23 protein-coding genes and 4 pseudogenes are annotated in these 25872 nt (G+C 41.4%); 12 read left to right on the forward strand and 15 right to left on the reverse strand.

Annotation, left to right across the window (positions count from 1 at the left end; translation table 11 throughout):
• Positions 1 to 48: 48 nt before the first annotated feature.
• A pseudogene (locus tag ACUN2T_RS17340) lies at positions 49 to 180 on the reverse strand (DUF6392 family protein); the annotation flags it as partial.
• Between the two features lie 24 nt (positions 181 to 204).
• Positions 205 to 390 (reverse strand): hypothetical protein, encoded by a 186-nt coding sequence (locus ACUN2T_RS17345; protein ID WP_445494237.1) that lies wholly within the window; start codon positions 388 to 390, stop codon positions 205 to 207.
• 545 nt (positions 391 to 935) lie between these two features.
• On the opposite strand from ACUN2T_RS17345, the pseudogene ACUN2T_RS17350 reads away from it, so the two are divergent.
• The 4 genes and pseudogenes from ACUN2T_RS17350 to ACUN2T_RS17365 form a co-directional block, all read left to right on the forward strand.
• Positions 936 to 1109: pseudogene (locus ACUN2T_RS17350) on the forward strand (IS630 family transposase); the annotation flags it as partial.
• A gap of 1 nt (position 1110) precedes the next feature.
• Positions 1111 to 1419 (forward strand): annotated as a pseudogene (locus ACUN2T_RS17355) (transposase); the annotation flags it as partial.
• Between the two features lie 82 nt (positions 1420 to 1501).
• Positions 1502 to 1792: a hypothetical protein gene (locus ACUN2T_RS17360; protein WP_445494239.1), complete on the forward strand. Its 291-nt coding sequence runs from the start codon at positions 1502 to 1504 to the stop codon at positions 1790 to 1792.
• Between the two features lie 8 nt (positions 1793 to 1800).
• On the forward strand, positions 1801 to 2031 hold the full coding sequence (locus ACUN2T_RS17365) for a hypothetical protein (RefSeq protein WP_445494240.1): 231 nt from the start codon (positions 1801 to 1803) through the stop codon (positions 2029 to 2031).
• A 403-nt stretch (positions 2032 to 2434) separates the two neighbouring features.
• Here ACUN2T_RS17365 and ACUN2T_RS17370 read toward each other — a convergent pair whose 3' ends face one another.
• Positions 2435 to 3397, reverse strand: a complete 963-nt coding sequence (locus ACUN2T_RS17370; protein ID WP_445494241.1) for an Rpn family recombination-promoting nuclease/putative transposase — start codon at positions 3395 to 3397, stop codon at positions 2435 to 2437.
• Between the two features lie 389 nt (positions 3398 to 3786).
• Here ACUN2T_RS17370 and kdpA point away from each other — a divergent pair, with 389 nt between their 5' ends.
• Genes kdpA through kdpE form a run of 5 tightly spaced genes read left to right on the forward strand, consistent with a single transcriptional unit; the run spans position 3787 to position 11593 of the window.
• Positions 3787 to 5493 carry a potassium-transporting ATPase subunit KdpA gene (gene kdpA, locus ACUN2T_RS17375; protein WP_445494242.1) on the forward strand — a complete coding sequence of 569 codons (1707 nt, stop codon included), beginning with the start codon at positions 3787 to 3789 and terminating at the stop codon, positions 5491 to 5493.
• 32 nt (positions 5494 to 5525) lie between these two features.
• Positions 5526 to 7592: a potassium-transporting ATPase subunit KdpB gene (kdpB, locus tag ACUN2T_RS17380; protein ID WP_445494244.1), complete on the forward strand. Its 2067-nt coding sequence runs from the start codon at positions 5526 to 5528 to the stop codon at positions 7590 to 7592.
• 11 nt (positions 7593 to 7603) lie between these two features.
• The gene (gene kdpC, locus ACUN2T_RS17385) at positions 7604 to 8233 is read left to right on the forward strand and encodes a potassium-transporting ATPase subunit KdpC (RefSeq protein WP_445494246.1); all 630 of its coding nucleotides are present in this window, start codon (positions 7604 to 7606) and stop codon (positions 8231 to 8233) included.
• Positions 8205 to 10931, forward strand: a complete 2727-nt coding sequence (gene kdpD, locus ACUN2T_RS17390) for a two-component system sensor histidine kinase KdpD (RefSeq protein WP_445494247.1) — start codon at positions 8205 to 8207, stop codon at positions 10929 to 10931. The genes kdpC and kdpD overlap by 29 nt, the downstream gene beginning before the upstream one ends.
• The gene (kdpE, locus tag ACUN2T_RS17395) at positions 10907 to 11593 is read left to right on the forward strand and encodes a two-component system response regulator KdpE (protein WP_445497907.1); all 687 of its coding nucleotides are present in this window, start codon (positions 10907 to 10909) and stop codon (positions 11591 to 11593) included. The genes kdpD and kdpE overlap by 25 nt, the downstream gene beginning before the upstream one ends.
• Positions 11594 to 11653: 60 nt before the next feature.
• Here kdpE and ACUN2T_RS17400 read toward each other — a convergent pair whose 3' ends face one another.
• From ACUN2T_RS17400 to ACUN2T_RS17425, 6 genes are all read right to left on the reverse strand, one after another.
• Complete coding sequence (locus tag ACUN2T_RS17400; protein ID WP_445494249.1) at positions 11654 to 12475, reverse strand: Cof-type HAD-IIB family hydrolase; 822 nt, start codon at positions 12473 to 12475, stop codon at positions 11654 to 11656.
• 35 nt (positions 12476 to 12510) lie between these two features.
• A complete protein-coding gene (locus tag ACUN2T_RS17405) occupies positions 12511 to 13185 on the reverse strand; it encodes a formyltransferase family protein (protein ID WP_445494251.1) in 675 nt (224 codons plus the stop codon).
• Positions 13182 to 15038, reverse strand: a complete 1857-nt coding sequence (locus ACUN2T_RS17410; protein WP_445494253.1) for an aminotransferase class I/II-fold pyridoxal phosphate-dependent enzyme — start codon at positions 15036 to 15038, stop codon at positions 13182 to 13184. Before ACUN2T_RS17410 ends, ACUN2T_RS17405 begins: the two co-directional genes overlap by 4 nt.
• 111 nt (positions 15039 to 15149) lie before the next feature.
• Positions 15150 to 16346: a hypothetical protein gene (locus ACUN2T_RS17415; protein ID WP_445494254.1), complete on the reverse strand. Its 1197-nt coding sequence runs from the start codon at positions 16344 to 16346 to the stop codon at positions 15150 to 15152.
• The gene (locus tag ACUN2T_RS17420; RefSeq protein WP_445494256.1) at positions 16339 to 16734 is read right to left on the reverse strand and encodes a hypothetical protein; all 396 of its coding nucleotides are present in this window, start codon (positions 16732 to 16734) and stop codon (positions 16339 to 16341) included. Before ACUN2T_RS17420 ends, ACUN2T_RS17415 begins: the two co-directional genes overlap by 8 nt.
• Complete coding sequence (locus tag ACUN2T_RS17425) at positions 16700 to 17842, reverse strand: MFS transporter (protein WP_445494257.1); 1143 nt, start codon at positions 17840 to 17842, stop codon at positions 16700 to 16702. The genes ACUN2T_RS17420 and ACUN2T_RS17425 overlap by 35 nt, the downstream gene beginning before the upstream one ends.
• Positions 17843 to 18629: 787 nt before the next feature.
• Between ACUN2T_RS17425 and ACUN2T_RS17430 the strand changes: the two are divergent.
• Positions 18630 to 18725, forward strand: a pseudogene (locus tag ACUN2T_RS17430) (EamA family transporter); the annotation flags it as partial.
• 61 nt (positions 18726 to 18786) lie between these two features.
• Here ACUN2T_RS17430 and pgm read toward each other — a convergent pair.
• The 4 genes from pgm to ACUN2T_RS17450 all read right to left on the reverse strand — a co-directional run bounded on the left by pgm (position 18787) and on the right by ACUN2T_RS17450 (position 23253).
• Positions 18787 to 20427, reverse strand: a complete 1641-nt coding sequence (pgm, locus tag ACUN2T_RS17435) for a phosphoglucomutase (alpha-D-glucose-1,6-bisphosphate-dependent) (protein ID WP_445494258.1) — start codon at positions 20425 to 20427, stop codon at positions 18787 to 18789.
• A 56-nt stretch (positions 20428 to 20483) separates the two neighbouring features.
• The gene (gene seqA, locus ACUN2T_RS17440; RefSeq protein ID WP_445494260.1) at positions 20484 to 21008 is read right to left on the reverse strand and encodes a replication initiation negative regulator SeqA; all 525 of its coding nucleotides are present in this window, start codon (positions 21006 to 21008) and stop codon (positions 20484 to 20486) included.
• A gap of 360 nt (positions 21009 to 21368) precedes the next feature.
• Positions 21369 to 21671, reverse strand: coding sequence for a type IV secretion protein Rhs (locus ACUN2T_RS17445; RefSeq protein ID WP_445494261.1), 303 nt, complete (start codon positions 21669 to 21671; stop codon positions 21369 to 21371).
• 328 nt (positions 21672 to 21999) lie between these two features.
• The gene (locus ACUN2T_RS17450; RefSeq protein WP_445494263.1) at positions 22000 to 23253 is read right to left on the reverse strand and encodes a dicarboxylate/amino acid:cation symporter; all 1254 of its coding nucleotides are present in this window, start codon (positions 23251 to 23253) and stop codon (positions 22000 to 22002) included.
• A 463-nt stretch (positions 23254 to 23716) separates the two neighbouring features.
• On the opposite strand from ACUN2T_RS17450, the gene ybfF reads away from it, so the two are divergent.
• Positions 23717 to 24502: an esterase gene (gene ybfF, locus ACUN2T_RS17455; RefSeq protein ID WP_445494265.1), complete on the forward strand. Its 786-nt coding sequence runs from the start codon at positions 23717 to 23719 to the stop codon at positions 24500 to 24502.
• A gap of 748 nt (positions 24503 to 25250) precedes the next feature.
• Here the strand turns inward: ybfF and ACUN2T_RS17460 are convergent.
• Both ACUN2T_RS17460 and ACUN2T_RS17465 read right to left on the reverse strand, forming a co-directional pair.
• A complete protein-coding gene (locus ACUN2T_RS17460) occupies positions 25251 to 25319 on the reverse strand; it encodes a hypothetical protein (RefSeq protein WP_445497908.1) in 69 nt (22 codons plus the stop codon).
• Positions 25288 to 25500 carry a transposase gene (locus ACUN2T_RS17465; protein ID WP_445494266.1) on the reverse strand — a complete coding sequence of 71 codons (213 nt, stop codon included), beginning with the start codon at positions 25498 to 25500 and terminating at the stop codon, positions 25288 to 25290. Before ACUN2T_RS17465 ends, ACUN2T_RS17460 begins: the two co-directional genes overlap by 32 nt.
• A gap of 54 nt (positions 25501 to 25554) precedes the next feature.
• Here ACUN2T_RS17465 and ACUN2T_RS17470 point away from each other — a divergent pair, with 54 nt between their 5' ends.
• Positions 25555 to 25782 (forward strand): hypothetical protein, encoded by a 228-nt coding sequence (locus ACUN2T_RS17470; RefSeq protein ID WP_445494267.1) that lies wholly within the window; start codon positions 25555 to 25557, stop codon positions 25780 to 25782.
• The last annotated feature ends 90 nt before the right edge of the window (positions 25783 to 25872 follow it).

Consider the following 25872-nt stretch of genomic DNA (forward strand, 5'->3'; position numbering starts at 1 on the left):
TTAAATTCATCCCCTCACTATAAAACGCTAGCCCCTCCCCTATTTTTATATATCCAGGCATACCACTTCACTACCAGAAAAACCGGCTGGCTTAGTTTTATAAGGGATTAACCCTTCATCAAAAATCTCCTGATAAGATTTCCCTAGACTATTTATTAACACTTCAACATTGACTGTCATTATTTGTATAACCCCTGTTCTTGTTCAGCTTATGCATTTTGGCTCTGGCATCTTCAAGTTGTGCTTCTGTTGCGCCATATTAGTGGGAGTAACAACCCGGTCAGCAACCGCCTCCTGCTTCTCATAGCTGTCCATCACGGAATTAATCAGCCGGGCCCCACAGGGGCACGTGCTGACACTATCTAATGTGCCAGCCCATCGTCGTCCCATGCTAAACATGCTGGGTACGCCCCCGACAATCATGTAAGTACCGGAATGTTTACCACAAGTGACGTGATCCCCTTCACGCGCGGAACAGTCACTCCATTAATTCCTACTTTTTAAAAAGATATCGATTGGCTAAAAACAGCCTATTCACATCCATGTTTAATTCGTTTGTCGGCAATGCTATCCTCCGCTTATTTTACATTTATCTAATCTACCGTGACCATTTAAAAATACGAATATAGAGATTAAAGCTTTTATATAAAAGGCAGATTAAACTCAATAAACGTGATTTTCAAAAGGACAGTAAATAGCGTTTAATCGAATTCCATTAAAACTATTAACAGAGAGTTAAAAAGAAATCAGCGAGAAAAAGAATATTATCCTAAAAAATACAAAAGGATATTTTTGATATTTTTATACCATCTGGCTATTTGCGGGTTGATTTGACCCAGTAAAATAACGTCAATAAAGATAATATGATCAACGTAGATAAAACATAATGTATCCGTGATTATTGAAGATGCTTAATTTTATACGAAATGGAGATCATTATTCTCGCCATGAAAATATTTATCACATCAGAACAACCAATCAAACTTGAACGTCTTCACGACACAACTCGTGATGGCCAGGTACGTGATAGAATAAAAGCCATCCTTCTTGCTTCTGAAAGGTGGAGTTCTGTGATGATAGCCCACGCATTGCGACTCCATCAGACCACTGGGTGCGGGTTACAACAACGCTCATCTTATGAAGGATTCGGCTTATGTTAGCAATATTGAGTGACATTACCTTCCTCCATACCGCCCAAATTTAAACCCGATAGAGCGATTATGGAAGGCCATGAATGAACATGTTCGAAATAACCGTTATTTCGCTAATAAACATGAATTTCGAGACAAAGTATTCAAATTTTTCACTACAACGCTACCTGATATAGAGGACTCGCTGATGTCTAGAATTAACGACCATTTTCAGATGCTAAAAACTGCATCTTGCAGTTTCTTGGGTATAAATTTATTTATAAAATAATAGAATCGTATATCAATGCGGTGTTTGAAGGTTTTAATGAAGAGGTAAGAAAAAAATATATTTAAATGTAATGAAAAATGTTATGGTGAAAAACTTAGCAAAAAAAGCTATAGGTGGTGTTTTAACATTATCTCAAGGACACGGATATGTTGAGAAAGCATCAATGGCAGCCGATAGGCTTAAAATCAGGTGTTCAAAACTTTATTGGGTATTGTTTTTTAAAAAATTGGAAATGTTGTATTTTATAGTTGAGCCAAGTTTAGAAAAAGGTCTATATTTAATAAATCCGATGAAAAAAAACGATAGTAATAAAAGAGGACATTTTTATGAAGAAGAAATTGCTCATGTCATTGCAGACATGATGGATAATTGAGATTAAATATGAAAAATAAAAATATTACCAAAGGATTCTTTAAGGATATATCTTATTCTCTTTTTAAGGATTTTTTTTGGTCAAATATTCCAGCTTTTTCTATTTTTTTATGGGGTATTATATCAGTGTGTGTTTTTTCAAACTCATGGGGAATGGCTTTTTTTATAGGTAATATTATAATTATAGCTTCATATTTTGTTTTCATTTATTTAAGTGAGAAAAAAAAGCTAAGAATATAATTCTTAGCCTTTTTTTATGTTAATAAAATCGGTTATTCCATATGCTATAAGCTGATGTCCCAGACGTTACATGATTCCATGTAATGGATTCATAATTAACCTCAGCTCTGCTTAAGAACAGAGATCTCAGAGGCACGTAGATTCAGACTCGGTCTTATCGCCTGGCATGTAAATGTGCGGCTTCTATTTATGCGTTTCGTGTATTGACTCAAGCATTTTTATGCCGATAACGTATCAGCCAGTAAGTTTGTCGGGCATTTGTTCAAGCTCACTCTGGCTCAGTCCGATAATTTTCATCACCGTTAACGGTCAATACTCAGACTTCGGTGACTGTTCTGACAGTCACCGTAACATCCTCTTTTAACACGGATTGTTAATGCTGATTAAGCACTCTCAACATGAGTTAGTGGCGTATTTGCTCAAGTTCGTTCTGGCTTAACCCGGTGGTTTTCATTATCGTTTCACGATCGATACCCATATCGATCATCGCACACGCGATTTTCAGGATCCCCCGCTTTTCGCCTTTATGCAATCCTTCTTGAAGTCCTTCCTGAAGTCCTTCTTGAAGTCCTTCTTGGCGTCCTTCAATAAACCCTTTCTGGTGCGCCTTCTGCTCCAGTTTCTGCGCTATTGTCATCAGTACCTCCTCATACTTCGGGGACTGTTCTGCCAGTCGCCGGATAAAACCCTCTGGATCGGCGGTATCTCCCGCCTGTAATAAGTAGTTTAGCACGCTTTTTAACTGTTCATCTGTATAGTAATCATACGTCAGCAGTATGACCAACTCTTGCAGCAGCTCCGCCATATCGCGCTGCCGGATATGCTTTTGCACCATTTCCAGTAGCGCGACCCGTTTGTGCGTCAGGATCTCATCATCCGGGATGACTGTCACATCGACCAGCGGGAAAGGACCGGAATAGATCTCCTTCGCCAGGGCCGGATCATCAAAGCAGTCGAGCCAATTGGTACTCCAAGGATACGGCTGTATTTTCCCGTGATAGAACAACACCGGAATGACCAGCGGCAATTTTTCATGTCCCTGTTCCAGATGCCGTTGCATTGCTGAAATCCCGTAACGCATCAATCGAAATGCGATCATCTTGTCCGGGGAACTTTGGTGCTCGATCACGCAATACACATAACCGTCACCCCGTGCCGTTTTCAATGAATATAAAATGTCGGAATAATGCGCACGCAGATTGTCTTCAATAAACGACCCTGATTCCAACCGCAGTGTATCCAGATCACAAATTGCCCGTAATTTAGCAGGCAAATGTATCTCCAGGAAGTCTCTGGCAGTAGCAATATGACTTAAAAACTGTTTAAAAACAGCGTCATGGGGCGTTGGTGTTTTTTTTCTCTTCATTGGCGAATGGTAACATACTTTCTTTTATACTGAAGGAATATTAAGCAAAAAATCGAGCAGACTGCAATGTCTTGAATGTTCTTTGACAAAAACGTTGATCGCGCCTCAGGTACTTTAATTTCCTTCTTAAGTGAAGTTCAAGTTAACTTAAGCAGGATAGCCTTCAACTACCACTCTTCTGAGTCTTCCTGTACTCGTCATTTTTACACTTTTTTTACACATCCATTCACTCTTTTATCAGCTTCTTTGCACTACCTTACCTAACCTTTATCTATCCAAATTCTCAGGAGAGATAAGCAGTGAGCATATTTCTGATTTCTGGCACGTTATTCGTAGCCCTATTATTTTTTTATCTGATTTACGCGTTACTCCATGCGGAGGATTTTTAAATGGCCTCATCCGCTTTTTTACTGATCGCAAGTTTCTTACTGATTTTACTGCTGTTGGCAAAACCACTTGGCAATATTATCGCCAATATGATCAACGGTGATATTCCGCTCTGGCTGACTAAAACAGAATCTGGTCTTTGGCGTTGCTGTGGTTTACAGAAGCCTGGCGGCACAGTGAAAGAGATGAGCTGGCGGCAATACGCATTAGCGATCATTATTTTTAATCTGACGGGACTATTACTGTTATTTACCCTTCTGGTTACCCAACGCGTCCTTCCTCTAAATCCTGAACATTTTCCCGGGCTCAAATGGGACCTGGCGCTGAATACCGCCGTCAGCTTTATCACCAATACTGACTGGCAAGCCTACAGTGGGGAAAACACACTAAGCTACTTTAGTCAGATGACGGGTTTAACCGTACAGAACTTTCTTTCTGCCGCGACCGGTATCGCTGTGGTATTTGCGCTGATACGCGCATTTTCCCGTCATGGCGTCAAAACCGTGGGGAACGCCTGGGTTGATATCACCCGGATTACACTTTATCTGCTGCTACCGCTGTCTATGATTATCGCACTGGTTTTTGTCAGTCAGGGAGTGATACAGAATTTCGAACCCTATCAATTAGCTCATACTATTGAAGATCAACAGCAATTGATCCCGATGGGGCCTGTCGCTTCACAGGAAGCCATCAAGTTATTGGGAACCAATGGCGGTGGATTCTTTGCCGCCAGTTCAGCTCATCCGTTTGAAAATCCGACCGCTATCAGCAATTTTATTCAGATATTATCTATCCTGCTGATCCCCTGTGCGCTCTGTTTTGCCTTTGGTCAGGTGATTGGCGATAACCGTCAGGGACACACTTTATTATGGGCGATGGGTATCATCTTCGTCGCGGCTACGGCGGGAGTGATGTATGCCGAACTCAAAGGCAATCCCCATTTCAGTCTGCTAGGTGCTGCCAGTAATATCAATCTGGAAGGGAAAGAGAATCGCTTCGGTATCCTTGCAACCTCGATTTATGCGGTAGTGACAACTGCGGCCTCCTGCGGGGCGGTCAATGCCATGCAGGATTCTTTCACCGCACTTGGCGGCATGATCCCCATGTGGTTGATACAAATTGGCGAAGTCGTATTCGGCGGCGTGGGTTCCGGCTTATACGGTATGTTACTGTTCGTTCTGCTGACAGTATTTATTGGCGGTTTAATGATAGGCCGGGCACCTGAATATCTCGGTAAAAAAATCGAAGTATTCGAGATGAAAATGGTTGCACTGGCGATTCTGGTCACCCCGATACTGGTACTTTTAGGCACTGCGCTTGTCATATCCACAACCAGTGGACGTGCCGGTATTCTGAACCCCGGCGCTCATGGTTTCAGTGAGGTGCTTTATGCCCTCTCCTCTACCGCCAACAATAATGGCAGTGCTTTCACGGGTCTCAATACAAACAGCGTGTTCTACAACCTACTGCTGGCAGTCACCCTATTTTTTGGCCGTTTTGGCGTGATCCTGTCAGTGCTGGCTATTGCCGGCTCCCTGGTAGTGAAAAAACGCCAGCCTGTCAGCAACGGCACACTCCCCACCAGTGGCCCGCTGTTTACCGGCTTATTAATCCTGACCATGATGTTAATTGGCGCATTAACTTTTATTCCGGCACTGATCCTGGGCCCAATAATTGAACATTTACAAATCTGGCAGATATCCCGGTAAGTACCAACATGAGGAATAGAGAGAGGAACACCATGACAAACAAACAACAGACATTATTCGAACCCTCTTTGATGCGTAATGCGCTTATTGACTCAGTAAAAAAATGCCATCCGGCCGCACAATGGCGTAATCCGGTGATGTTTGTGGTCTATCTGGGCAGTGGGTTAACCACGATTTTGTGGATTGCCATGTTGGCCGGTCAATTTAAAGGAAATACGCTGTTTACCGGCAACATCGCCTTATGGCTATGGTTTACCTTGCTGTTCGCTAACTTTGCCGAATCACTGGCGGAAGGCAGAAGCAAAGCGCAGGCCGCCAGCCTTAAAGGGGTGAGAAGAACCCGTTGGGCAACCAAACTCGCCTCAGCCAGCGGTGATGCAACGAGAGAAAAGGTCCCTTCTGACAGCCTGCGCAAAGGCGATATCGTTATTATCGAAGCCAATGAAACCATTCCTTGTGATGGTGAAGTTATCGAAGGCGGTGCTTCCGTTGATGAAAGTGCCATCACTGGAGAATCTGCCCCGGTTATCCGCGAATCCGGCGGTGATTTTTCCTCTGTTACCGGTGGCACACACGTGCTGTCTGATTGGCTGATAGTCGAATGTTCGGCTAATCCCGGTGAAACCTTTCTTGATCGCATGATTTCAATGGTGGAAGGGGCTAAACGGCGAAAAACGCCAAACGAGATCGCCCTGACGATCCTGCTGACGGCTCTGACGATTATCTTCCTCCTAGTGTGTGTTACCCTATTGCCATTCTCAATATTCAGTGTGGAAACCAACCAATCTGGTCAACCTATCACCATCACGGTATTGGTCGCATTGTTGGTTTGTCTTATTCCGACCACGATTGGTGGTTTACTTTCTGCGATCGGTGTCGCAGGCATGAGCCGAATGCTGGCTACGAATGTGATTGCCACCAGCGGCCGGGCCGTTGAAGCAGCGGGGGATGTAGATGTGCTGCTGCTGGATAAAACCGGCACTATCACCCTGGGAAATCGCCAGGCATCTCAGTTTCTGCCGGCTCCCGGCGTGACAGAACAACAGCTGGCAGATGCCGCCCAGCTCTCTTCTCTGGCTGATGAAACACCGGAAGGCCGCAGCATTGTCATTCTGGCAAAACAGCATTTCAACCTGCGCGAACGTGATCTGCGCTCACTAAATGCCAGTTTTGTGCCTTTCTCTGCCATGACCAGAATGAGCGGCGTGAATGTGGAAAATCGTATGATCCGTAAAGGCGCAGTGGATGCCATCCGCCGTCATATTGAAGCTAATCATGGCAAATTCCCTGAAGCAGTCGAGATCCTGGTACAGGCCGTAGCACGTAGAGGTGGTACACCACTGGTTGTCGCAGAAAATCAGCGGGTACTGGGTGTTGTCGCGCTGAAAGATATCGTAAAAGGCGGCATCAAAGAGCGATTCAGCGAAATGCGCCGGATGGGCATCAAAACCGTGATGATTACCGGTGATAACCGCCTGACTGCCGCCGCAATTGCGGCAGAAGCCGGCGTCGATGATTTTCTGGCGGAAGCGACACCCGAGGCCAAACTGGCGCTTATCCGTCAGTACCAATCCGAAGGCCGTCTGGTCGCCATGACAGGCGACGGTACTAATGATGCACCCGCGCTTGCTCAGGCTGATGTTGCGGTTGCCATGAATTCAGGCACTCAGGCGGCCAAGGAAGCCGGCAACATGGTGGATCTGGACTCCAACCCAACCAAACTGATTGAAGTCGTCCGTATTGGTAAGCAGATGCTGATGACACGAGGTTCTCTGACCACGTTCAGTATCGCCAATGATATCGCAAAATATTTCGCCATTATCCCGGCGGCATTTTCTGTCACCTATCCACAGTTAAATGTCCTTAATATCATGCACCTGCATTCACCAGCATCGGCGGTTTTATCGACAGTTATCTTCAACGCACTGATTATTGTCTTCCTGATCCCATTAGCTCTGAAAGGCGTGAGCTACCGCCCCATGAACGCATTGTCACTCTTACGCCGCAATCTGTGGATTTATGGTCTGGGTGGTCTGATAGCGCCTTTCATCGGCATCAAACTGATAGATATGTTGCTGACTCTGCTGATCTTTAAATAAAGGTGACGAAAATGATTTGGTTACGTTCTTCTATTGTATTGTTGCTATTCCTGACTCTGATTACTGGTGTGGCTTACCCGTTGCTGGCAACAGGTTTGTCAGAACTGATGTTTCCTTACCAGTCCCAGGGTTCTATGGTGGAACAAAACGGCCAGGACGGCCAGATAGTCGGTTCTGAACTGATTGGTCAACCCTTCACTAAAGATATCTATTTTCAGGGGCGCCCTTCCGCGACGGTGGACTCCCCTTATAACACGATGTTATCCGGTGGCAGTAATTTGGCGGTTTCTAACCCGGTATTGGATGATGAAATCAAGCGCAGAGTTGAACATTTGCGCCAATTTAACCGCCAGCCAAGCATGCCTGTGCCGGTTGATCTGGTCACCGCGTCCGCTAGCGGCCTCGATCCTCACATTTCACCCGCAGCGGCTGATTTTCAGGTACAAAGAGTGGCTGACGCACGCCGTTTACCCGTTAAAGCGGTAAAGCAATTAATCCGAAATAATACTGAAACACCGCCATCGGAATTTCTCGGTGAACCGATTATTAATGTGTTAAAACTCAATCTTGCTCTTGATAATTTGCAAAAGAAAAAACAATTAAGGCTGGAAGATGGATCAACACGAACCACAACGCCCTGACCCTGATGAATTACTGACACTGGTTAATGAGAAACAGCGCGGTAAATTAAAAATATTTTTCGGTGCCTGCGCTGGCGTAGGAAAAACCTATGCCATGTTACAGGAAGCACAAAGATTGCGTGCTCAAGGGCTGGATGTGATGATCGGTGTGGTAGAAACCCATGAACGGCAAGAAACGGCTGCTTTAATTGATGGTCTGCCACAACTGCCACTTAAACCGATCCACTACCGAAAACGCAGAATCACCGTCTTTGATCTTGATGCCGCCATTGCCCGCCACCCAGCGATGATTCTGATGGATGAACTGGCATTCAGCAATCCTCACGGCAGCCGTCATCCCAAGCGCTGGCAGGATGTTGAAGAATTACTGAACGCAGGAATCGATGTGCTGACGACCATTAACGTTCAGCATCTGGAAAGCCTTAATGATGTGGTTGATGATATTACCGGCATCCAGGTCAGGGAGACCATCCCTGACCATATCTTTGATCAGGCAACTGAAATTGTCCTGGTTGATCTACCGCCAGATGATCTGCGCCAACGGCTCAATGAAGGTAAAGTCTATATTCCCAGCCAGGCAGAACGCGCTATTGAACATTTTTTCCGCAAAGGCAATCTGATTGCCCTGCGAGAACTGGCTTTGCGTCGTACCGCTGATCGCGTTGATGATCAAATGCGCGCTTTCCGCGACACCCAAGGGCATGAACCGGTCTGGCACACTCGTGATAATCTTCTGTTGTGCATCGGTAACAGCGCGGGCAATGAAAAACTGGTCCGTACCGCCGCCCGGCTTGCTGCCCGGTTAGGCTGTATCTGGCATGCAATCTATGTTGAAACCCCAAAACTGCACCAATTGCCGGAAGGTAAACGGCGCACGATTTTAACCGCACTCAGATTAGCCCATGAATTGGGAGCGGAAACCGCAACCCTCGCCGATCCCAACAAAGAAAAAGCAGTGTTGCGTTATGCCAGAGAGCATAACCTCGGCAAAATTTTGATAGGCCGCTGCTGTGAATCTAAACATAAGCTGCTTAACTGGAAATGGCGCCCTGGTTTTGCTGATCGGTTAGGAAAACTGGGGCCAGATTTGGATTTAGTGATTGTCGCGCGGGAAGATCGCAACCAATGGGATAAAGAACAGGACAGCCGTTCTGTCAGTGAAAAATGGCGGATACAGATTCAGGGTTGCCTGATCGCAATCGCCCTCTGCACACTGATCACCCTGTTCTCCCGGACATTCTTGTTGACTCTCGATAAAGCTAACCTGGTTACACTTTATCTGCTTGGCGTCGTCATCATTGCGCTGTTTTATGGACGCCGGCCATCAATATTCGCGGCTTTTATTAACGTCATCAGTTTCGATATCTTCTTTGTTCAGCCCCACTGGTCGCTGGCCGTCACGGATATGCAGTATCTGCTGACTTTCACGGTCATGCTGATCGTGGGGGTCGTGGTCGGAAACCTGACTGCGGGAATGAGATATCAGGCACGAATTGCCCGTTACCGAGAACAGCGCACCCGCCATCTCTATGAAATGACCCGTGAACTCAGCCGGGCATTGAATGAAGGCGATATTGCCCGTACCAGCTACCATTTCCTTACCAATAGTTTCCAGGCTAAAACCGGCCTGTTTTTACCGAGCGATAACGGCGATTTACATCAACTCACAACAAACAATGGCGGTCATATGCTGATTGACGATGCCATTGCCAAATGGAGTTTTGATAAAAATCTGCCGGCGGGCGCAGGAACTGATACCTTACCGAGCGTACCTTATCAGCTACTGCCTATCGCAACATCTTCACAAACGTTTGCTGTGCTGGCGATTGAACCATCCTATTTGCGCCAATTGCTCATCCCGGAGCAACAGCGATTATTGCAAACATTTACCGGCCTGATTGCCAATGCATTGGAAAGATTGCACCTCTCCCGCCGGGCAGAATCGGCGAAACTGGATGCAGAGCGGGAACAGTTGCGTAACTCACTTCTGGCGGCACTCTCTCACGATTTACGTACCCCTCTGACGGTCCTTTTCGGGCAAGCAGAAATCCTGATGCTGGATTTATCTGCCGAAAATTCCCCACATACCAAGCAGGTAAATCAAATCCGCCAGCAAATTCTCAGCACTTCCCGTCTGGTCAATAACTTGTTGGATATGGCGCGTATCCAATCGGGGGGCATTCAACTCAATCTGGAATGGCAATCATTGGAAGAGATCGTCGGCAGTACCTTGCGTTCACTGGAATATGCGCTTAATCGCCACCCGGTCACCGTTTCCCTGCCATCTGATTTACTCTTGCATTGTGATGCCAGCCTGCTGGAACGGGTATTTATCAATTTATTGGAAAACGCGATCAAATACACTGATGAACAAACACCACTGGGCATTAAAGCGACAACAGAAAAAAATCAGGTTCATATTGAAGTCTGGGATGCAGGTAAAGGTATTCCACCGGAGCAGGAACAGTTAATTTTCGATAAATTTTCCCGCGCCCGCAAAGAATCTGCTATTCCGGGAGTAGGCCTTGGGCTGGCAATCTGTCGCGCAATTATTGAAATTCACAATGGAAAGATTTGGGCGGCCAATAACGAAAAAGGTGGAGCGAGTTTTCACTTTGTTCTACCGTTAGAGAAACCGCCTGAAATTGAAGAAATGACTGAGGAGATGCCACCATTACCAGCAATAACACCATCTTAATCATTGAAGATGAAAAAGAGATCCGCCGCTTTGTCCGGCTGGCGCTGGAAGGGGAAGGCTGTCGCGTATTTGAAAGTGAGACGCTGAAACGGGGTTTAATTGAAGCGGGAACCCGTAAACCTGACTTGATTATTCTTGATTTGGGGCTGCCCGATGGTGACGGCATTAATTTGATCCGTGATCTGCGTCAATGGAGCACCATTCCCGTTATTGTTCTCTCTGCCCGTGACGCAGAAGCTGATAAAGTTGCCGCACTGGATGCCGGCGCTGATGATTATCTGAGTAAACCCTTTGGCATCAGTGAATTGTTAGCCAGAGTACGGGTTGCCTTACGCCACTTTGCCAGAACCCATCAGGAAGAATCTATCGTCTATTTTTCTGATGTCATTGTCGATCTGATTAACCGCCGGATAACCAAAAGCGATGAAGAGTTGCATCTGACGCCGATTGAGTTTCGTTTGCTGGGTAAATTATTGGCAAATAGCGGTAAGGTGCTGACACAACGCCAGTTACTCAATCAGGTCTGGGGGCCTAATTATGTTGAACATAACCATTACTTGCGGATTTATATGGGGCATCTGCGACAAAAATTGGAAAATGACCCCACCAGACCAAAACATTTACTCACTGAAACCGGCATTGGCTATCGGTTTATGCCTTAATACCTGAGACACGAATCGAATCACTTCATGTCTCAGGCCACTAACTGCTCTCAGCAAAGTTCAGGGTAGATTATTCACCTGACACACATGTTCAGATAAATAATAAGCGACAGACTCTTCGCAGCAGGAACCAATAACCTCCGCATGAGGCAGCGCTTGTTTAACCCTATCCTGTGCCGTTCCCATGATGACCCCTTTAGCGGCGGTTGAAAGCATTTCCACGTCATTCATACCATCGCCAAACGCAATAGTTTGATTGATTGGAACCCCAAGAAACCCGGCTAATTGAATTAAAGCCTGCCCCTTAGAAACACCACAGTCCATCACTTCCAGACACCAAGGGAATGAGAAAGCGATACTGACACTATCAGAAAATAGCTCAATTAAATGGCGTTCCAATTTAACCAACGCATCGTGATCTCTGCGCTTATGAATGAAAAAAACTTTTTCAACCGCATCACAAGGCATTTCATCAGCCGGTCTGATCGTTGGATTAAAATTATCATTCTGATTAAAATCACTGAAGCTATGGTGTAATTCACTGGTTAACCATTGAGAACCACAATACATATTAATCACTAAATCGTGATCTGCCTGCGTTTCCTCAATTAATCTTTTTACTACATCACTTGGCAGATGTTGTCTGATATCCAACTTCTTACAGGCACTTGTCAATCTGGCGCCATTAGACGTAATCAGATGCACAGGTATATCAAAATCACCAATAATGAAGTTAACATCAGCGTGATGTCTGCCAGTGGCAAATACGATCTGCTTTCCCGTATTTGACAAATCCGTCAACACTTGGCGAGTAAATTTACCTACCGTATCCCCATGAAGTAACAGAGTTCCATCAAGATCTGTAGCAATAAGATTATACATGAGCACTTCCCCGGTACATTAAAAGCAATTATTATCTACGCTTTATTCAGTAATTCAAGCGATGCTTTCTTGGTAAATGTCATCCTTTCTGCCAGATTATGATTATCTTTCTCATAATAAATACTGGCCTCTGAATCGATTTGAGGTCTTGGACTTATTTTTTCTACGATTGGCATGGTATCAAGGAACAATTGTCTGGCATAGTTAACAGCCCGGTTATAAGTATCAATAACCTCTTCAAATTCAGGATAAATAGAAAATGAAACCTGGTTCACAATTGGACCCGCATCAATACCTTCATTAATTTCATGAATCGTCACCCCATGAGATGACTCGCCATTTTTCAAAGCCCAATTTACTGGCCTGACGCCACGATATTTAGGCAAATGGGATAAATGGATATTCAATATTCTTTTACAAGAATTAATGAATTTTAACGGCAATATCCGCTTATGGAATACGACAAAGCACAAATCGCAATTAAAATTACCACTTTCATAACCGGGTAAATTCTCAACTTTATTATCTTCAATAATAGAAATATTATTTTCATGACAGAAATCGATTAATGTCTGCTCAGTACTGACAGGTTCGAATTTATCTGCCACAACATGCAATATTTGATAATCCTTATGATTCAAGAAATATTGACAAATGAAAATTGCCAATTCGCCTTTACCACAAATCACTACTGTTTTTGGCTGACTCATTCGCAGACCTCGTTAACTTCCTTAATCGTACTAATATCACTAATATTAATCAGCCCTTGCATCACCATGCGCAATGAACGGATTAACATTTCATTATCACTTTGTGTCCGGCAAGATATTCGGCAATACAGATCAGAATCGACATTTCCTTTCCCGGAACACTCTTTTATATATACGCCATGAATATCTAAAAGTAACTGTGATACCGTTTTTGCATTGGAAACATGGAATTTACAGTAAACAAAATTAGAATCCGTTTCATAGGCGGTCATACCTTCGATTGAATTCAATTCTTGCTGTAATCTTAACGTATCAATAATCACCTGTTCACAACTTAATTTATAGCTCTCTCTATATTGTGGCAACCGCAATAAAAACTCTTCAGCAAAACCATTAATATTCCAAATAGGCAATACTGATCTCACCTTACTGAGTAACTCTTGATTCTCGGTTGCAATATACCCTATCCGAATGCCACCAATGCCAAAAGTTTTACTCATACTGCGAATAACAGATAAATTCTTATAATTATCTAAATGCATTAACATGGTATCATCACGCATTTTAGAGAAATCTAAAAAAGATTCATCAACAATCAAATCTATATTTAATGTCAATAACTCACCTGCCAAATATAGCAAGCTATTCATTGGCGTCAATTTACCTGTCGGGTTATTCGGTGATTCAATCACCACCACACTTGGCTTTTCTTCTTTCGCCAACGTTAATAATTCATCAACATCTATCTCAAAATCTCTGCTCTCTTTGCTATAGCTAAATAGGGTTCTGTCTTTACCAAAGCAATTAGCATACTCATTAAATGATGGTACAGTGACTAATACTTTACCTGTATAAATCTCAGGTAACCGCTTTATTATTTCAGCAGCACCATTTGAAATGCATAGTTTCGTTTTTTCTACGCCAAGAAATTCAGATAAAGCGTATTCAACTAAACGATTCCCACCGGGGTAATTAAGTAATATCTCATCAAAATTATTCTTCATTTCATCTTTCATTTTTTTAGGTGGAAAGTTGAAATTATAAATTAATGCAAAATCAATAATAGGATAACGCCAATATCCACCATGCCTGTTCTGCACAAGATCCAGCTTATTATCACTTGAAATGAAATCACAAATAGCAAGATCATAAGTATTATCGACTTCATACCATTGAGAATGGTCAACAATACTTGCTTTAAATTCAGCTATATTACCCAACAAGGATTTTTTAAATATATCTTCATAATATAGCCCGGTTAATCCATTATTAACGTAATTTGCTAACTCTTTATTCACATATTCCGCAAAATTAGCGCTGCAAATATGATAAATATTCACTGTTTTATATTGCCCATCTTCAACCTGATAATCACTATCCTTGGTGGAATGTAATGCAATAATATTATCTTTATCTATTTTTGCATAAGTCCCTTCCATATTCCCACTCAAAGGAGAAACCAGAACATTGAGATCTCCTGCTTTTAGCATCACCATCTCCAGGCATTTCTTGGTGAAGAATATATCACCTTCCAAGATCAGCGTATCTTGCTTAATCCAATTTCGGGCAAGATATAAAGAATAGAGATTGTTGGTCGATTCCCATTTTTCACTATTAACAAACTCAATATCCAGATTATATGTCTTTTGTTTAACCTGGGATATTAAAACATCACTTTTATAACCCACCACAATAATCACTTTCTTAATACCGACAGATTCGATATTTTTCAGCGCATTATCGATAAATGATGTTTGATTTGTTTCTACCAAAGGTTTTGGTTTATTTGACGTTCTGGTAGATAAACGGCTGCCTCTGCCTGCACAAAGCAGTATTACTGTTTTTTCATTCATAGTTTTGATAATTTATTTTAAATAGATGTTAGAAAGCTATCAGTATTCTTAAATAAGAATTAACCTAAAATACCGCTCGTTAATAATGTAAAATTGATATTAAATTATCTATCAATTAAATACAGCGTCATATATAACATGCTGATATACCCAAACCCCGTCAATTCGTCCGTGGAAACTTGCCTCACCACCAATTCCACCACCGGTCTTTACACCAGACCCCAGACCAAATGCATGAAAATTATTGAGCGTTTCACCCGACGTTGATATAGGATTTAATTTTTCATTAGCCAGCAAACCATATTTATCACTTTTAAATTCAATAGGAATATTATTTTTATCAACGATTTCAACAAGTTTGGAGTGATAACCCGTACAATGAATCAATAAATCATCACAATTAATACGTTGAACAACCTCATCACCAGATATTTCTGAAATATTTAAAATAGCGATATTTTTATGTTTTCTTGCTTTAATTTCCTGAGCAAATACAAAAGAGTCATATCTCAGACCTGAATATCGATTAACCCGGCCACTTAAAGGGCAGATATCATCCTGGGTGAAATCATAGCCGTAAGATTCTGCACTTGCAGGTGAATCAAAAAACAGCTTGAAATCTTTATTAACCAGAACATTTATCTGGCCGGTAAACTTTAATTGTTCTATTAGTCGAATCAGACAGGAAACAGAACTGTGTGACGAACCTAATATTGATATACTTTTTATATCACCTTTATTGATGATCTCATCATAAGCACCTTTAATGAAATCACCTGAGGTAATATTATGGCTATCATGTAATAATCTGGATTCGTTTGGGTTCCCACCTATATTAAACAGGACTTTTCGCGTTGATACAATATAGTCTTCATTATTTTTATGATAAGTTATATCATAGTCGCCATTTTCATTCTGCTTAATCTTCTTTACTTCCGCACCGGTCAATACGCCAAACCGATCATCATATTTATTTTCCTGAATAAAACGTGCAATTCTCTCCAAATATTGACCAACAAACCGCAATTCAACCGGTTTGTCTTTATTGGCACTAAAATATTCCCACTCTGAGGTTGATCTTATATATTGACTCAATTCATTATCACAACCGTCAAATTTCTCTAAAAATACACTACCTAAAGAGTTCGCAGTGATTTTATATTTCTTTAATGCACCAGAACCGACCATCTCCGTTTTTTCTAAAATCAGACAATGTCTTATGGCTTCGTCTTTTAATAAATCTGGAATTAAAGAGATATTTGCCGGACCTGCACCACACATTACAACATCATAAAACTGCTTATTCATTGACAAACCCTAACATTTTTAACGAAATTTGCGTTTCAATAACCTTCCCGGCAAACTCATGACGAGTCTGTTTATAACCCAGTGGTTGCCCATCCAGACCCGCCTGAATAACATCAACATGACTAATTGTTTTATTCTCATTACGTGAATAAACCAACAGCTCCTTCTGATAATCAAATGCCAGACAAGGAATACAACTTAGCTTGAGTGTTTTGGCTAATTCAAGCCGATGATGACCATCAATCACCACATTCGTTGCTTCATCAATCCAGATGGGTTGAGTCCAAACACCTTCAAGTGTAACTTTCTCTATTAATTGCTCAACACGAACAGGACAATGTAATTCAGTTGGTCTAAGATTTGAGACTTCTTCTAATATTAATTTCATGTTTATCCCTTAGTTTAAACATACGGCAAAAAATTACCAACACCAACACACTTAATATCGCTAATAATTGAAATAACACGCCACCATCAAAGAATTGAATAACAGTACCACCCACTAAGGGAGAAATACAAAAACCGATACTATAAAGTGATGCGGCGCCAAAATATGCACCACGTAAATCATTTGGTGCCAAACGATCGATAAAAACATTCACACATGGAAACAAAATAGTTTGACTGATACTCATGGTAAACGCAGCAAGATACCACAATAAATAAACATCATAATACTTGAATGAAATAAAGAACATTAATTCAGACAAAATGAGTAATACAGTGCCTATTTTTATCTTCGTTTCCAATGCCATTTGCTGCGTTAACATGGAAAACGGTAACTGCATAACCACAATGGTTAGCGCATGCAGCATAATAAGGGAAGCAATAAACTCAGCATATCCATTAAACCCTAATGAAGTAATTAATTGTGGTAGCGTTGAATCAAAATGCCCAAAAATAAACATCATGAGAATATTATTGATGACCAACATTAAAAACACCCGGTCGCTCAACAAAACTTTCATTGTACCTTTAAAATCATCATTATTCGTTAAGTTTATTTTTATTTTTTTGCCAAATAAATAAACCGGGATCATGAAAATCACATAGGATACCGACACAATCAGAAAAGAGATAGAATTAATATCCAGACTTAACTTTACCCCTAAATAAGGCCCGACTACCGCACCCGCATTCAGAAATAAGTACCTTAAATACATGGCATTCTCTCTTACCTGCTTTTCTTCGATAATATCGCCGATAACTGCTTTTATTGGATTATTAACCAGCGCCCAGGAGATATTCGCTAATAACGTGCCAATAATAAAACCAGACTGATGCTCAGATAACCATAATATCAAATATGCCAATGAAGAGATAAGACATCCAATGACAATTATCTTGGCCCGGCCAACTTTATCCGAGAAGTAACCTGCATAAAAACTTAATATTGATGAAATCGCAATGGATAAAGAGAGAACTAACCCAATCATTGATGCAGTAAAATGGAACTTTGTATATAATATAATGGAGATAAAAGGCCATACCATCATTGATGTTGATCTTGTTACAAAAGTCCCCAGAAATAGACCCCATATACATGCCGGTATGGATGTATAACTCTTAAGAGAAAAATTTTTCATTGTTATATTCTTATATTATTTATATTGGTATTTTTTAAACCAAGCATTTGAAATATTTGTGAAAGTCCATAAAACCCACTTGCCTCTACAAAAACCAAATGTAGAAGCAAGGCGTTAGGATGATCTGTACGATAAATCAAATTCAACGATATATAATTTATCTTTAATATATTATCAAAACAGATGTTAATTGCAAACAAAATATGACACTTTTGTTACATGTTAAACGCAGATCAAATGCTTGTGATGTTAATGAGCAACATAATGACATAAGTACTTTGCACTTTAACAAGCGAAAACACGGGTAAAAAGGGTCTTTAATCTCAGATAAAAACCTTTCAGTTCAATCTTTATCTATTCAAATATTGATCAATTAATGGGAAAACTCAGCTTAATCTAACTAAAAAATAAGCTGTAATATTATATTCAAAGTGAAATAGATAAATAAAATTGTACTTTAGTTTAATAGCTAAACGCTGATGGGGATAATTATTATTTATAGATTTATATAAAGTCATCTAAGATAAAGCTGGAAACCATTCCACAGCCCCAAAATATTCACTCACTGAAATTGAGATTAGTAATGAGTTTATTCTTTAGTTTCATTAATGAGAGTAATGATATATTCAAACAGAGAGAATTGTCTTATCATCTCAACTCATTTGATATTAACAATAGAATTGATTTGCTATGGGAGCTGGCGGTTATCTTATTTGGTGAAAAGATATCACTAATGACAGCAGGTAGCGTCGCGCTGATTACCGCCGATGCATCAATGGTTGCTCTGGGCTGAAAAACACAAATCCGCAACAGCCTGTAACAACCATTGCGGATTCTTCAATCGAAATAAAATATCAAACGGCGGCAAAAACCTGGTTAACAATATCCTGCGCTTCGCGTTCAATCTTCTCCCGATGTTCAGGGCCAAGGAAACTTTCACAATAAATCTTGTAGGCTTCCTCCGTTCCCGATGGACGGGCGGCAAACCAGCCATTTTCTGTCATCACTTTCAGGCCGCCGATTGATGCGCCGTTACCAGCGGCGTTCGTCAACCGGGCAGTGATGGGATCACCGGCAAGCTTATCTGCTGTCACCATTTCTGGTGATAGCTTGGCTAACAACGCTTTCTGCTGATGGCTTGCCGGTGCCTGAATGCGGCTGTAACTCGGTGTACCAAAACGGGCGGCTAACTTATTGTAACGCTGCTGTGGATTTTCCCCTGTCACGGCGGTTATTTCTGCAGCCAGCAAACAGAGAATAATCCCATCCTTATCCGTAGACCACGGCGTACCATCGAAACGCAGAAAAGAAGCCCCCGCACTCTCCTCACCGCCAAAACCCAATTTACCTTGATGCAAACCGTCAACAAACCACTTAAAACCGACCGGCACTTCCACCAATTCACGGCCAAGATCGGCAACCACCCGATCAATCATGGCACTGGAAACCAGCGTTTTACCTACCGCGACACGTTCTGACCATTGCGGACGATGACGGAACACGTAATCTATCGCCGTTGCCAGATAGTGATTTGGATTCATCAAACCAGCTGGTGTGACAATACCGTGACGGTCATAATCAGGATCGTTGGCGAAAGCCAGATCAAACTTATCTCGCATTGCCAGCAAACCGGTCATTGCCCAAGGAGATGAGCAATCCATGCGAATGACACCATCATGATCCAGATGCATAAAACGGAACGTCTGATCGACCTGATCATTAACCAATGTCAAATCCAGATTGTAGTACTCACCGATACGCTGCCAGAACGCAATGCCGGAGCCTCCCAACGGATCAATACCGATTTTCAGCCCAGCTTTCTGGATCGCGGCCATATCAACTACATCACCCAGCGCAACGACATACGGCTCGACCAAATCTTGCTGATGCAGATATTCACTGCTCAATACCTGAGCAAATGGCAGACGCTTAACGCTTTTCAGGCCTTCTTCAAGCAACTCATTAGCACGACGTTCGATAATCGTGGTCAGATCCGTATCGGCGGGGCCGCCATCAGGTGGATTATATTTAATACCGCCATCTTCCGGCGGATTATGAGATGGCGTAATCACGATCCCATCCGCCAGCGCTTTCCCCTGGCGGTTATAACAGAGGATGGCATGAGAAATCGCCGGTGTTGGCGTAAATCCATTATTTTCCTGCACAATCACATGCACATTATTGGCGGTCAACACTTCCAGCACAGAAATAAAAGCAGCTTCTGACAGCGCATGGGTATCTTTACCCACATAGCAAGGTCCGTTTATTCCCTGCTGCTTACGGGCTTCCACAACTGCCTGAGCAATTGCCAGAATATGCGCTTCATTAAAGCTACTACGCTGAGAGCTGCCACGATGGCCGGATGTACCGAATTTAACCTTATGCACCGGGTTTTCCGGCTGAGGATGTAAGGTGTAATACTGTGAAGTCAGTTGCGCTACGTTTATCAGATCACTTTGGTGGGCAAGTTGCCCTGCGCGCGGATGATTTGCCACTTTATCTCTCCTGGATGGCTGCACCGCCTTGACTGTTGCAGAGCAGCTTTAGTCAGTTAAATCGTGCCACACACCTTTTCAATAAGATTGGCTGAAAATTGCATATCCTGCATAATTTGTTCAACCATATTACGCTTACGGTCAGTATTGGTGTTAGTAATAACCCAAAAAGGTGTGCCTGGAATATGACGAGGTTTGGTTTGTTTGCCACTGGCAAGCAGCGTCTGTTGATCGCCGGCAAAATAAACCCGAGTACGGCCATGCATAGCATCGGTTGTCTGAGAAAAACTTTCACTGTTCAAACTGTATAGCGTGGATAAGATCAGCATAAAGCGATCAACTGCTTTTTTCTTCTCAGAATAGTCATCTGAAAGTAACAATTCACGTATTACACGAACAGAATCACACGGACGGGATACTGATATTTTCTCCACGGTGCTAAAAGGCTGGACGTTTTGTACTGGCTGCTCGACGTTAAATTTCAGCATCCGCCGTAAAATATCAGATGCACTTTCACCGATATGTTGTGTGTGGCTGGCAATATAGCGGTAAAGGTCTTCATCAACTTCTATCGTTTTCATTTCTATCCAGTACTGTTCTAAATAAAAAATTTAGCCGGATTATAAAGTATAAAAGGAGAAAACAAAATAGGTAAAATTTCAATAACTTAAAAGTGTTTCAGCGTGAAAAACGATATGACGAAGCAGATGATTTTCATCTAAAACAAATCAATCAGTTACATGGATATTGTGGGTATAAGCTTCGTTGCAGCGTTGAAGACTGACCACAAGCAGGAGAATGAAATCACCGCTATATTTTTCGAGAAATTTTGTCAGCATTCGGCGAACTCATATGGTCAACTGCGGGCATATATCACGGTGGGTCAGAAATAAACCCGGAAGATCACAGAGATCTTTCCGGCTTAATGGTATGAATTAGACTCAATTAGAAAACCCAAAATCAATATACCCCTCTGAGCTAATAACAAAGCACCATTTTTTGTCTACATCAAAAAAATAATGATGTTGAGGTACATTATTAATAACGAGTAAAAGAATAACATTAAATTGTTCTGGATTCATAGATATTGCAAAATCTAATGATGAGTCATTTATATAATAAATGATTTTACTGTCATATATGATTTCATCAATCGAATGATCTGCAATAAATTTTTCTATTAGAAATTCCAAATCATCATTTTTCGTATACAAGCAACTTTGATGATTGTGAGTTTTGTCCAATCTATCTTATACCTTATGGATTTCAAGATGCATCGCGGCGGCAAAGGAGCGAATCCCCGAGAGCATAGATAACGATGTGACCGGGGTGAGCAACTCGGGTGACAATCCCACCACCAAGTGACATTGTTTCGCCTCCTAATTCAGCAAGAAACAATAATTGAATTTTTATTAATATATGAAAAAAGAATAGAACAGATTAAGTGTCTTGCAAGATAGGAGGAATAAATTTATTTCTTTACTATTTTGATCATATGTAAAGATCCCGGCCCAGTGGCCGGAATTATCTTATTGATTGATTATTTGAGCAGACAAAAATCTAAAGATTCGCTTATTTAGCATTTAACACTTCATTTAATTTAACTTCATCAAGCTGACGACAACGTTTTGCAACTACAATCGTTGCAACCCCATTGCCAATCAGGTTGGTTAACGCTCTTGCTTCCGACATGAAACGATCTATTCCCAGAATTAAGGCCAGACCCGCCAGTGGTAAATGCCCAACAGCAGAAATTGTTGCCGCTAATACAATAAACCCACTGCCTGTCACGCCAGCAGCCCCTTTAGAAGATAAAAGTAACACAACTAATAGCGTTATTTGATGGACAATATCCATATGAGTATTGGTTGCCTGCGCAATAAATACTGCGGCCATTGTCAGGTAGATGGAAGTACCATCCAGATTAAATGAATATCCTGTTGGTATCACCAAACCAACAACTGATTTCTGACATCCCACCTTCTCCATTTTATCTAACATACGCGGTAATACAGATTCAGAAGAGGATGTTCCCAATACGATTAATAATTCTTCTTTAATGTAATTGATAAACCGGAATATACTAAATCCGGTCACTTTCGCTATTGTTCCTAAAACAAATATGACAAAAAGAACACAAGTGATATAGAAACAAACTATTAACTGCCCTAATTGTATTAATGAACCGATACCGTATTTGCCAATGGTAAACGCCATTGCACCAAAAGCCCCCAAAGGTGCTAATCGCATTATCATATTGATAATACCGAAAATAACTTGGGAGAAACCATCAATAATATTAAAGATTGGTTTCCCTTTTTCTCCCAAATGATGCAGCGCAAAGCCAAATAACACCGCAAATAATAAAACCTGCAAAATGTTACCACTGGCAAATGCTCCAATGACGCTGCCTGGAATAATGTCAAGTAAAAACGCGATTATTCCTTGATCAGCCGCTTTCTCCGCATATACGGACACCGCTTTAACATCTAACGTTGAAGGATCAATATTCATCCCTGCACCAGGCTGGACAACATTGACAACAATTAACCCAATAATTAAGGCAATTGTGCTGACTATTTCAAAATAGACCAGTGCAATCGCTCCTGTTTTACCCACAGCTTTCATACTTTCCATACCGGCAATACCGGTAACAACCGTGCAGAAAATAACTGGCGCAATGACCATCTTGATTAACTTTACAAATCCATCACCCAATGGTTTCATTTCTGCGCCAAGTTGAGGGTAGAAATGCCCCAGCAGTATGCCGATAGTTATTGCGAGCAAGACTTGAAGATAAAGACTTTTTAATAAATTTTTTTTCACTTATTCATTCCCTAATCCATAGTATAAAATCAGATTCTATTTATTCTTATTAGAACGGTGTGATTGTTGTTAAATGTACTCTATATCTTTATTTACATAAAAATGTAAAGCAAATTTTCATTATTTTTTCACAAAAATTTAAAGTTAACACACAATTTTTTAAGATATAGATCACATAAATACACAATAAATAACCACATTAAAATGACTGAACTAACAATTATCTCACAAATTATTTAAAACCTGCTATTTAAAAATACCCGTCATTTGAAGCGTTTTTATCTTTTAAGCCATTAAGTATTAGTATGAAAATTAACAAGTTTTTGACATGCCAAACTTTTTAAGAACAATTTAATTACAAGAAATTATTAACTATAATTGCATAGCCTGGTTGCTTTGTTACAATTTAATCAACAATATCCCACAACATGATCTCAATACCCGGAGGAAAACCTTTCCCATCATGAAATTAAACAGCCAGTTAAATCATCATATACAGACACCGGAAAATCCTGTCTCTTCCACTCCTGTGGTATTAATCCACGGGTTATTTGGCGATCTGAATAATCTTGGGGTCCTGGCCCGGGATTTACAGCAATATTATCCAGTCATTCAAGTTGATGTACGTAACCATGGTTTATCTCCACGGGCAGATAACATGGATTACCACGATATGGCACAGGATGTTATTTCTCTGCTGGATCATCTGCAAATTCAATCCGCTATTATTATTGGTCATTCAATGGGCGGCAAGATCGCGATGACAATGACCGCCCTGGCACCAGAACGGATAGAAAAAATTGTTCTTATTGATATAGCACCAATCGCCTATCAGGTTCGCCGCCATGACCAAATTTTTACCGCATTGAATAAAGTGACGAAAGCCAGTGTTAACACCCGTCAGGAAGCCACTCAAATTATGCGAGAAAATATTCAGGAAGATGAGGTTATTCAGTTTTTACTGAAATCATTCCGTCAGGGAGAATGGAAATTCAATTTACCGGCATTAATCAACCAATATGAAAAGATTATTGGCTGGCAGAAAATCCCCGTATGGCCTCATCCCGCTCTGTTTATTCGCGGCGGTCTTTCTTCTTATATTCAAGAAGAGTACCGGGATGATATCGCCAAACAATTTCCACAAGCTAAAGCCTGGGTTGTCGCCGATTGCGGTCACTGGGTTCACGCAGAAAAACCTGACGCCGTTTTAAGGGCAATTCATCGTTTTCTCAATATTGATGCGGAATAATGCAGGCAGTTAACTCGCGATAAAGATTGGCTTACTTCTCTGTGAGCCAATCTCACTTTATATTATAATTTTAACTTTTATTATAAAGCGTTAATTAAGCAAATTTCCCTTTTCCAATCATGGTATCTGTCCACGCCGTGGTAATAGCCATTGTCAGGAAAACCCAGAGCATCCTTTACGATCGGATTCTCATTCGACGGAAACCATTTAGCCTTATCCGTATCGGTTATCTGCTTAAAAAACCCCTTCTGAATCTCCCCTGCATCCTTCAGGTTATTTTCCGTTTCATAGTTTAATAACGGGATTAAATACAGTTTCGTTTTAGTGGGTAAGGTAGTTCTCAGACACATATGATTGCTAAGATTACGTTCTTCCAGGCCATTCAATAACCAAATTAATTTTACAAAAATACACGATTTTTCCGTGATACAGGAAAATTTCACCACTGTTGGTAAAATCTAATAATTCAACAGGGCTAAACAGATAGCCTAGTGGCCCCCCAAACTATGACCACAAATAAATAACCGTTTATTCGTAACATGATAACTAATAACGCCATCTATTCAGTCGTTTCATTAATAACTCATCCTTCATTAAATATCGGGAATAATGATGTTATTATTTTACCCAATCGATTGTACTCCGCTGTTGATGGGTTTCCCGTTAGAACTAAACAGCCGCCTACTAAAGTAGGTGGGTTAGTGATTAATGGACTGAAAGTCCGGATACGCGTCGGCTAAACGACGCGTCAATTATCCATCCTGACATTATCATTCGGATTGGGTTCAAAATGATGTTCTAAATAGCTTTTGATCATTTCTTCCGTTAACTGTCCCACGGTTGCACAAAAATAACCTCGCCCCCAAAAATGTTGGCCCCAGTACCGTTTTTTCAAATACGAAAAATTCTTTAAACAGCTGACTGGCCGTTCTCCCCTTCAGCCTTCTCATGATTTCACTTGGCGCTAATGTTGGAGGACTGCTGACGAGTATATGCACGTGATCTTGACTAACAACTCCTTTTAATATTCTGATTTCAAAGGAGCCGCATGTTTGACGGACTCACTCTCGCACTCGATTTGCCACTTCTCCTGTCAGCACTTTGTATCTGTATTTCGTTACCCACACAAAATGGTATTCAATCTGAAATACCGTGTGGCTGCCATATCTGTAATCCATGTTGCACCTCCGGTACAACACAATATCGCAGCTAAAGCCGGTGGTTTTAACCTTTCATATGGAAGAATAAAAAGTCATTTTACTCCCCTGCATATTGCCTAATAACCAACATTATCGCTACTAATATGAATAAGTTAATAAATTGTCATCAGTACCTCCCCAAACTTCGGGGACTGTTCTGCTAGTCGCCGT

The organism is Photorhabdus machadonis (assembly GCF_052657765.1).

Coding starts and splice junctions, on each gene's coding strand:
- ACUN2T_RS17345 (WP_445494237.1), bottom strand. CDS start 390: ATGGGACGACGATGGGCTGGCACATTAGATAGTGTCAGCACGTGCCCC.
- ACUN2T_RS17360 (WP_445494239.1), top strand. CDS start 1,502: ATGGTGAAAAACTTAGCAAAAAAAGCTATAGGTGGTGTTTTAACATTA.
- ACUN2T_RS17365 (WP_445494240.1), top strand. CDS start 1,801: ATGAAAAATAAAAATATTACCAAAGGATTCTTTAAGGATATATCTTAT.
- ACUN2T_RS17370 (WP_445494241.1), bottom strand. CDS start 3,397: ATGAAGAGAAAAAAAACACCAACGCCCCATGACGCTGTTTTTAAACAG.
- kdpA (WP_445494242.1), top strand. CDS start 3,787: ATGGCCTCATCCGCTTTTTTACTGATCGCAAGTTTCTTACTGATTTTA.
- kdpB (WP_445494244.1), top strand. CDS start 5,526: ATGACAAACAAACAACAGACATTATTCGAACCCTCTTTGATGCGTAAT.
- kdpC (WP_445494246.1), top strand. CDS start 7,604: ATGATTTGGTTACGTTCTTCTATTGTATTGTTGCTATTCCTGACTCTG.
- kdpD (WP_445494247.1), top strand. CDS start 8,205: ATGGATCAACACGAACCACAACGCCCTGACCCTGATGAATTACTGACA.
- ACUN2T_RS17400 (WP_445494249.1), bottom strand. CDS start 12,475: ATGTATAATCTTATTGCTACAGATCTTGATGGAACTCTGTTACTTCAT.
- ACUN2T_RS17405 (WP_445494251.1), bottom strand. CDS start 13,185: ATGAGTCAGCCAAAAACAGTAGTGATTTGTGGTAAAGGCGAATTGGCA.
- ACUN2T_RS17410 (WP_445494253.1), bottom strand. CDS start 15,038: ATGAATGAAAAAACAGTAATACTGCTTTGTGCAGGCAGAGGCAGCCGT.
- ACUN2T_RS17415 (WP_445494254.1), bottom strand. CDS start 16,346: ATGAATAAGCAGTTTTATGATGTTGTAATGTGTGGTGCAGGTCCGGCA.
- ACUN2T_RS17420 (WP_445494256.1), bottom strand. CDS start 16,734: ATGAAATTAATATTAGAAGAAGTCTCAAATCTTAGACCAACTGAATTA.
- ACUN2T_RS17425 (WP_445494257.1), bottom strand. CDS start 17,842: ATGATGGTATGGCCTTTTATCTCCATTATATTATATACAAAGTTCCAT.
- seqA (WP_445494260.1), bottom strand. CDS start 21,008: ATGAAAACGATAGAAGTTGATGAAGACCTTTACCGCTATATTGCCAGC.
- ybfF (WP_445494265.1), top strand. CDS start 23,717: ATGAAATTAAACAGCCAGTTAAATCATCATATACAGACACCGGAAAAT.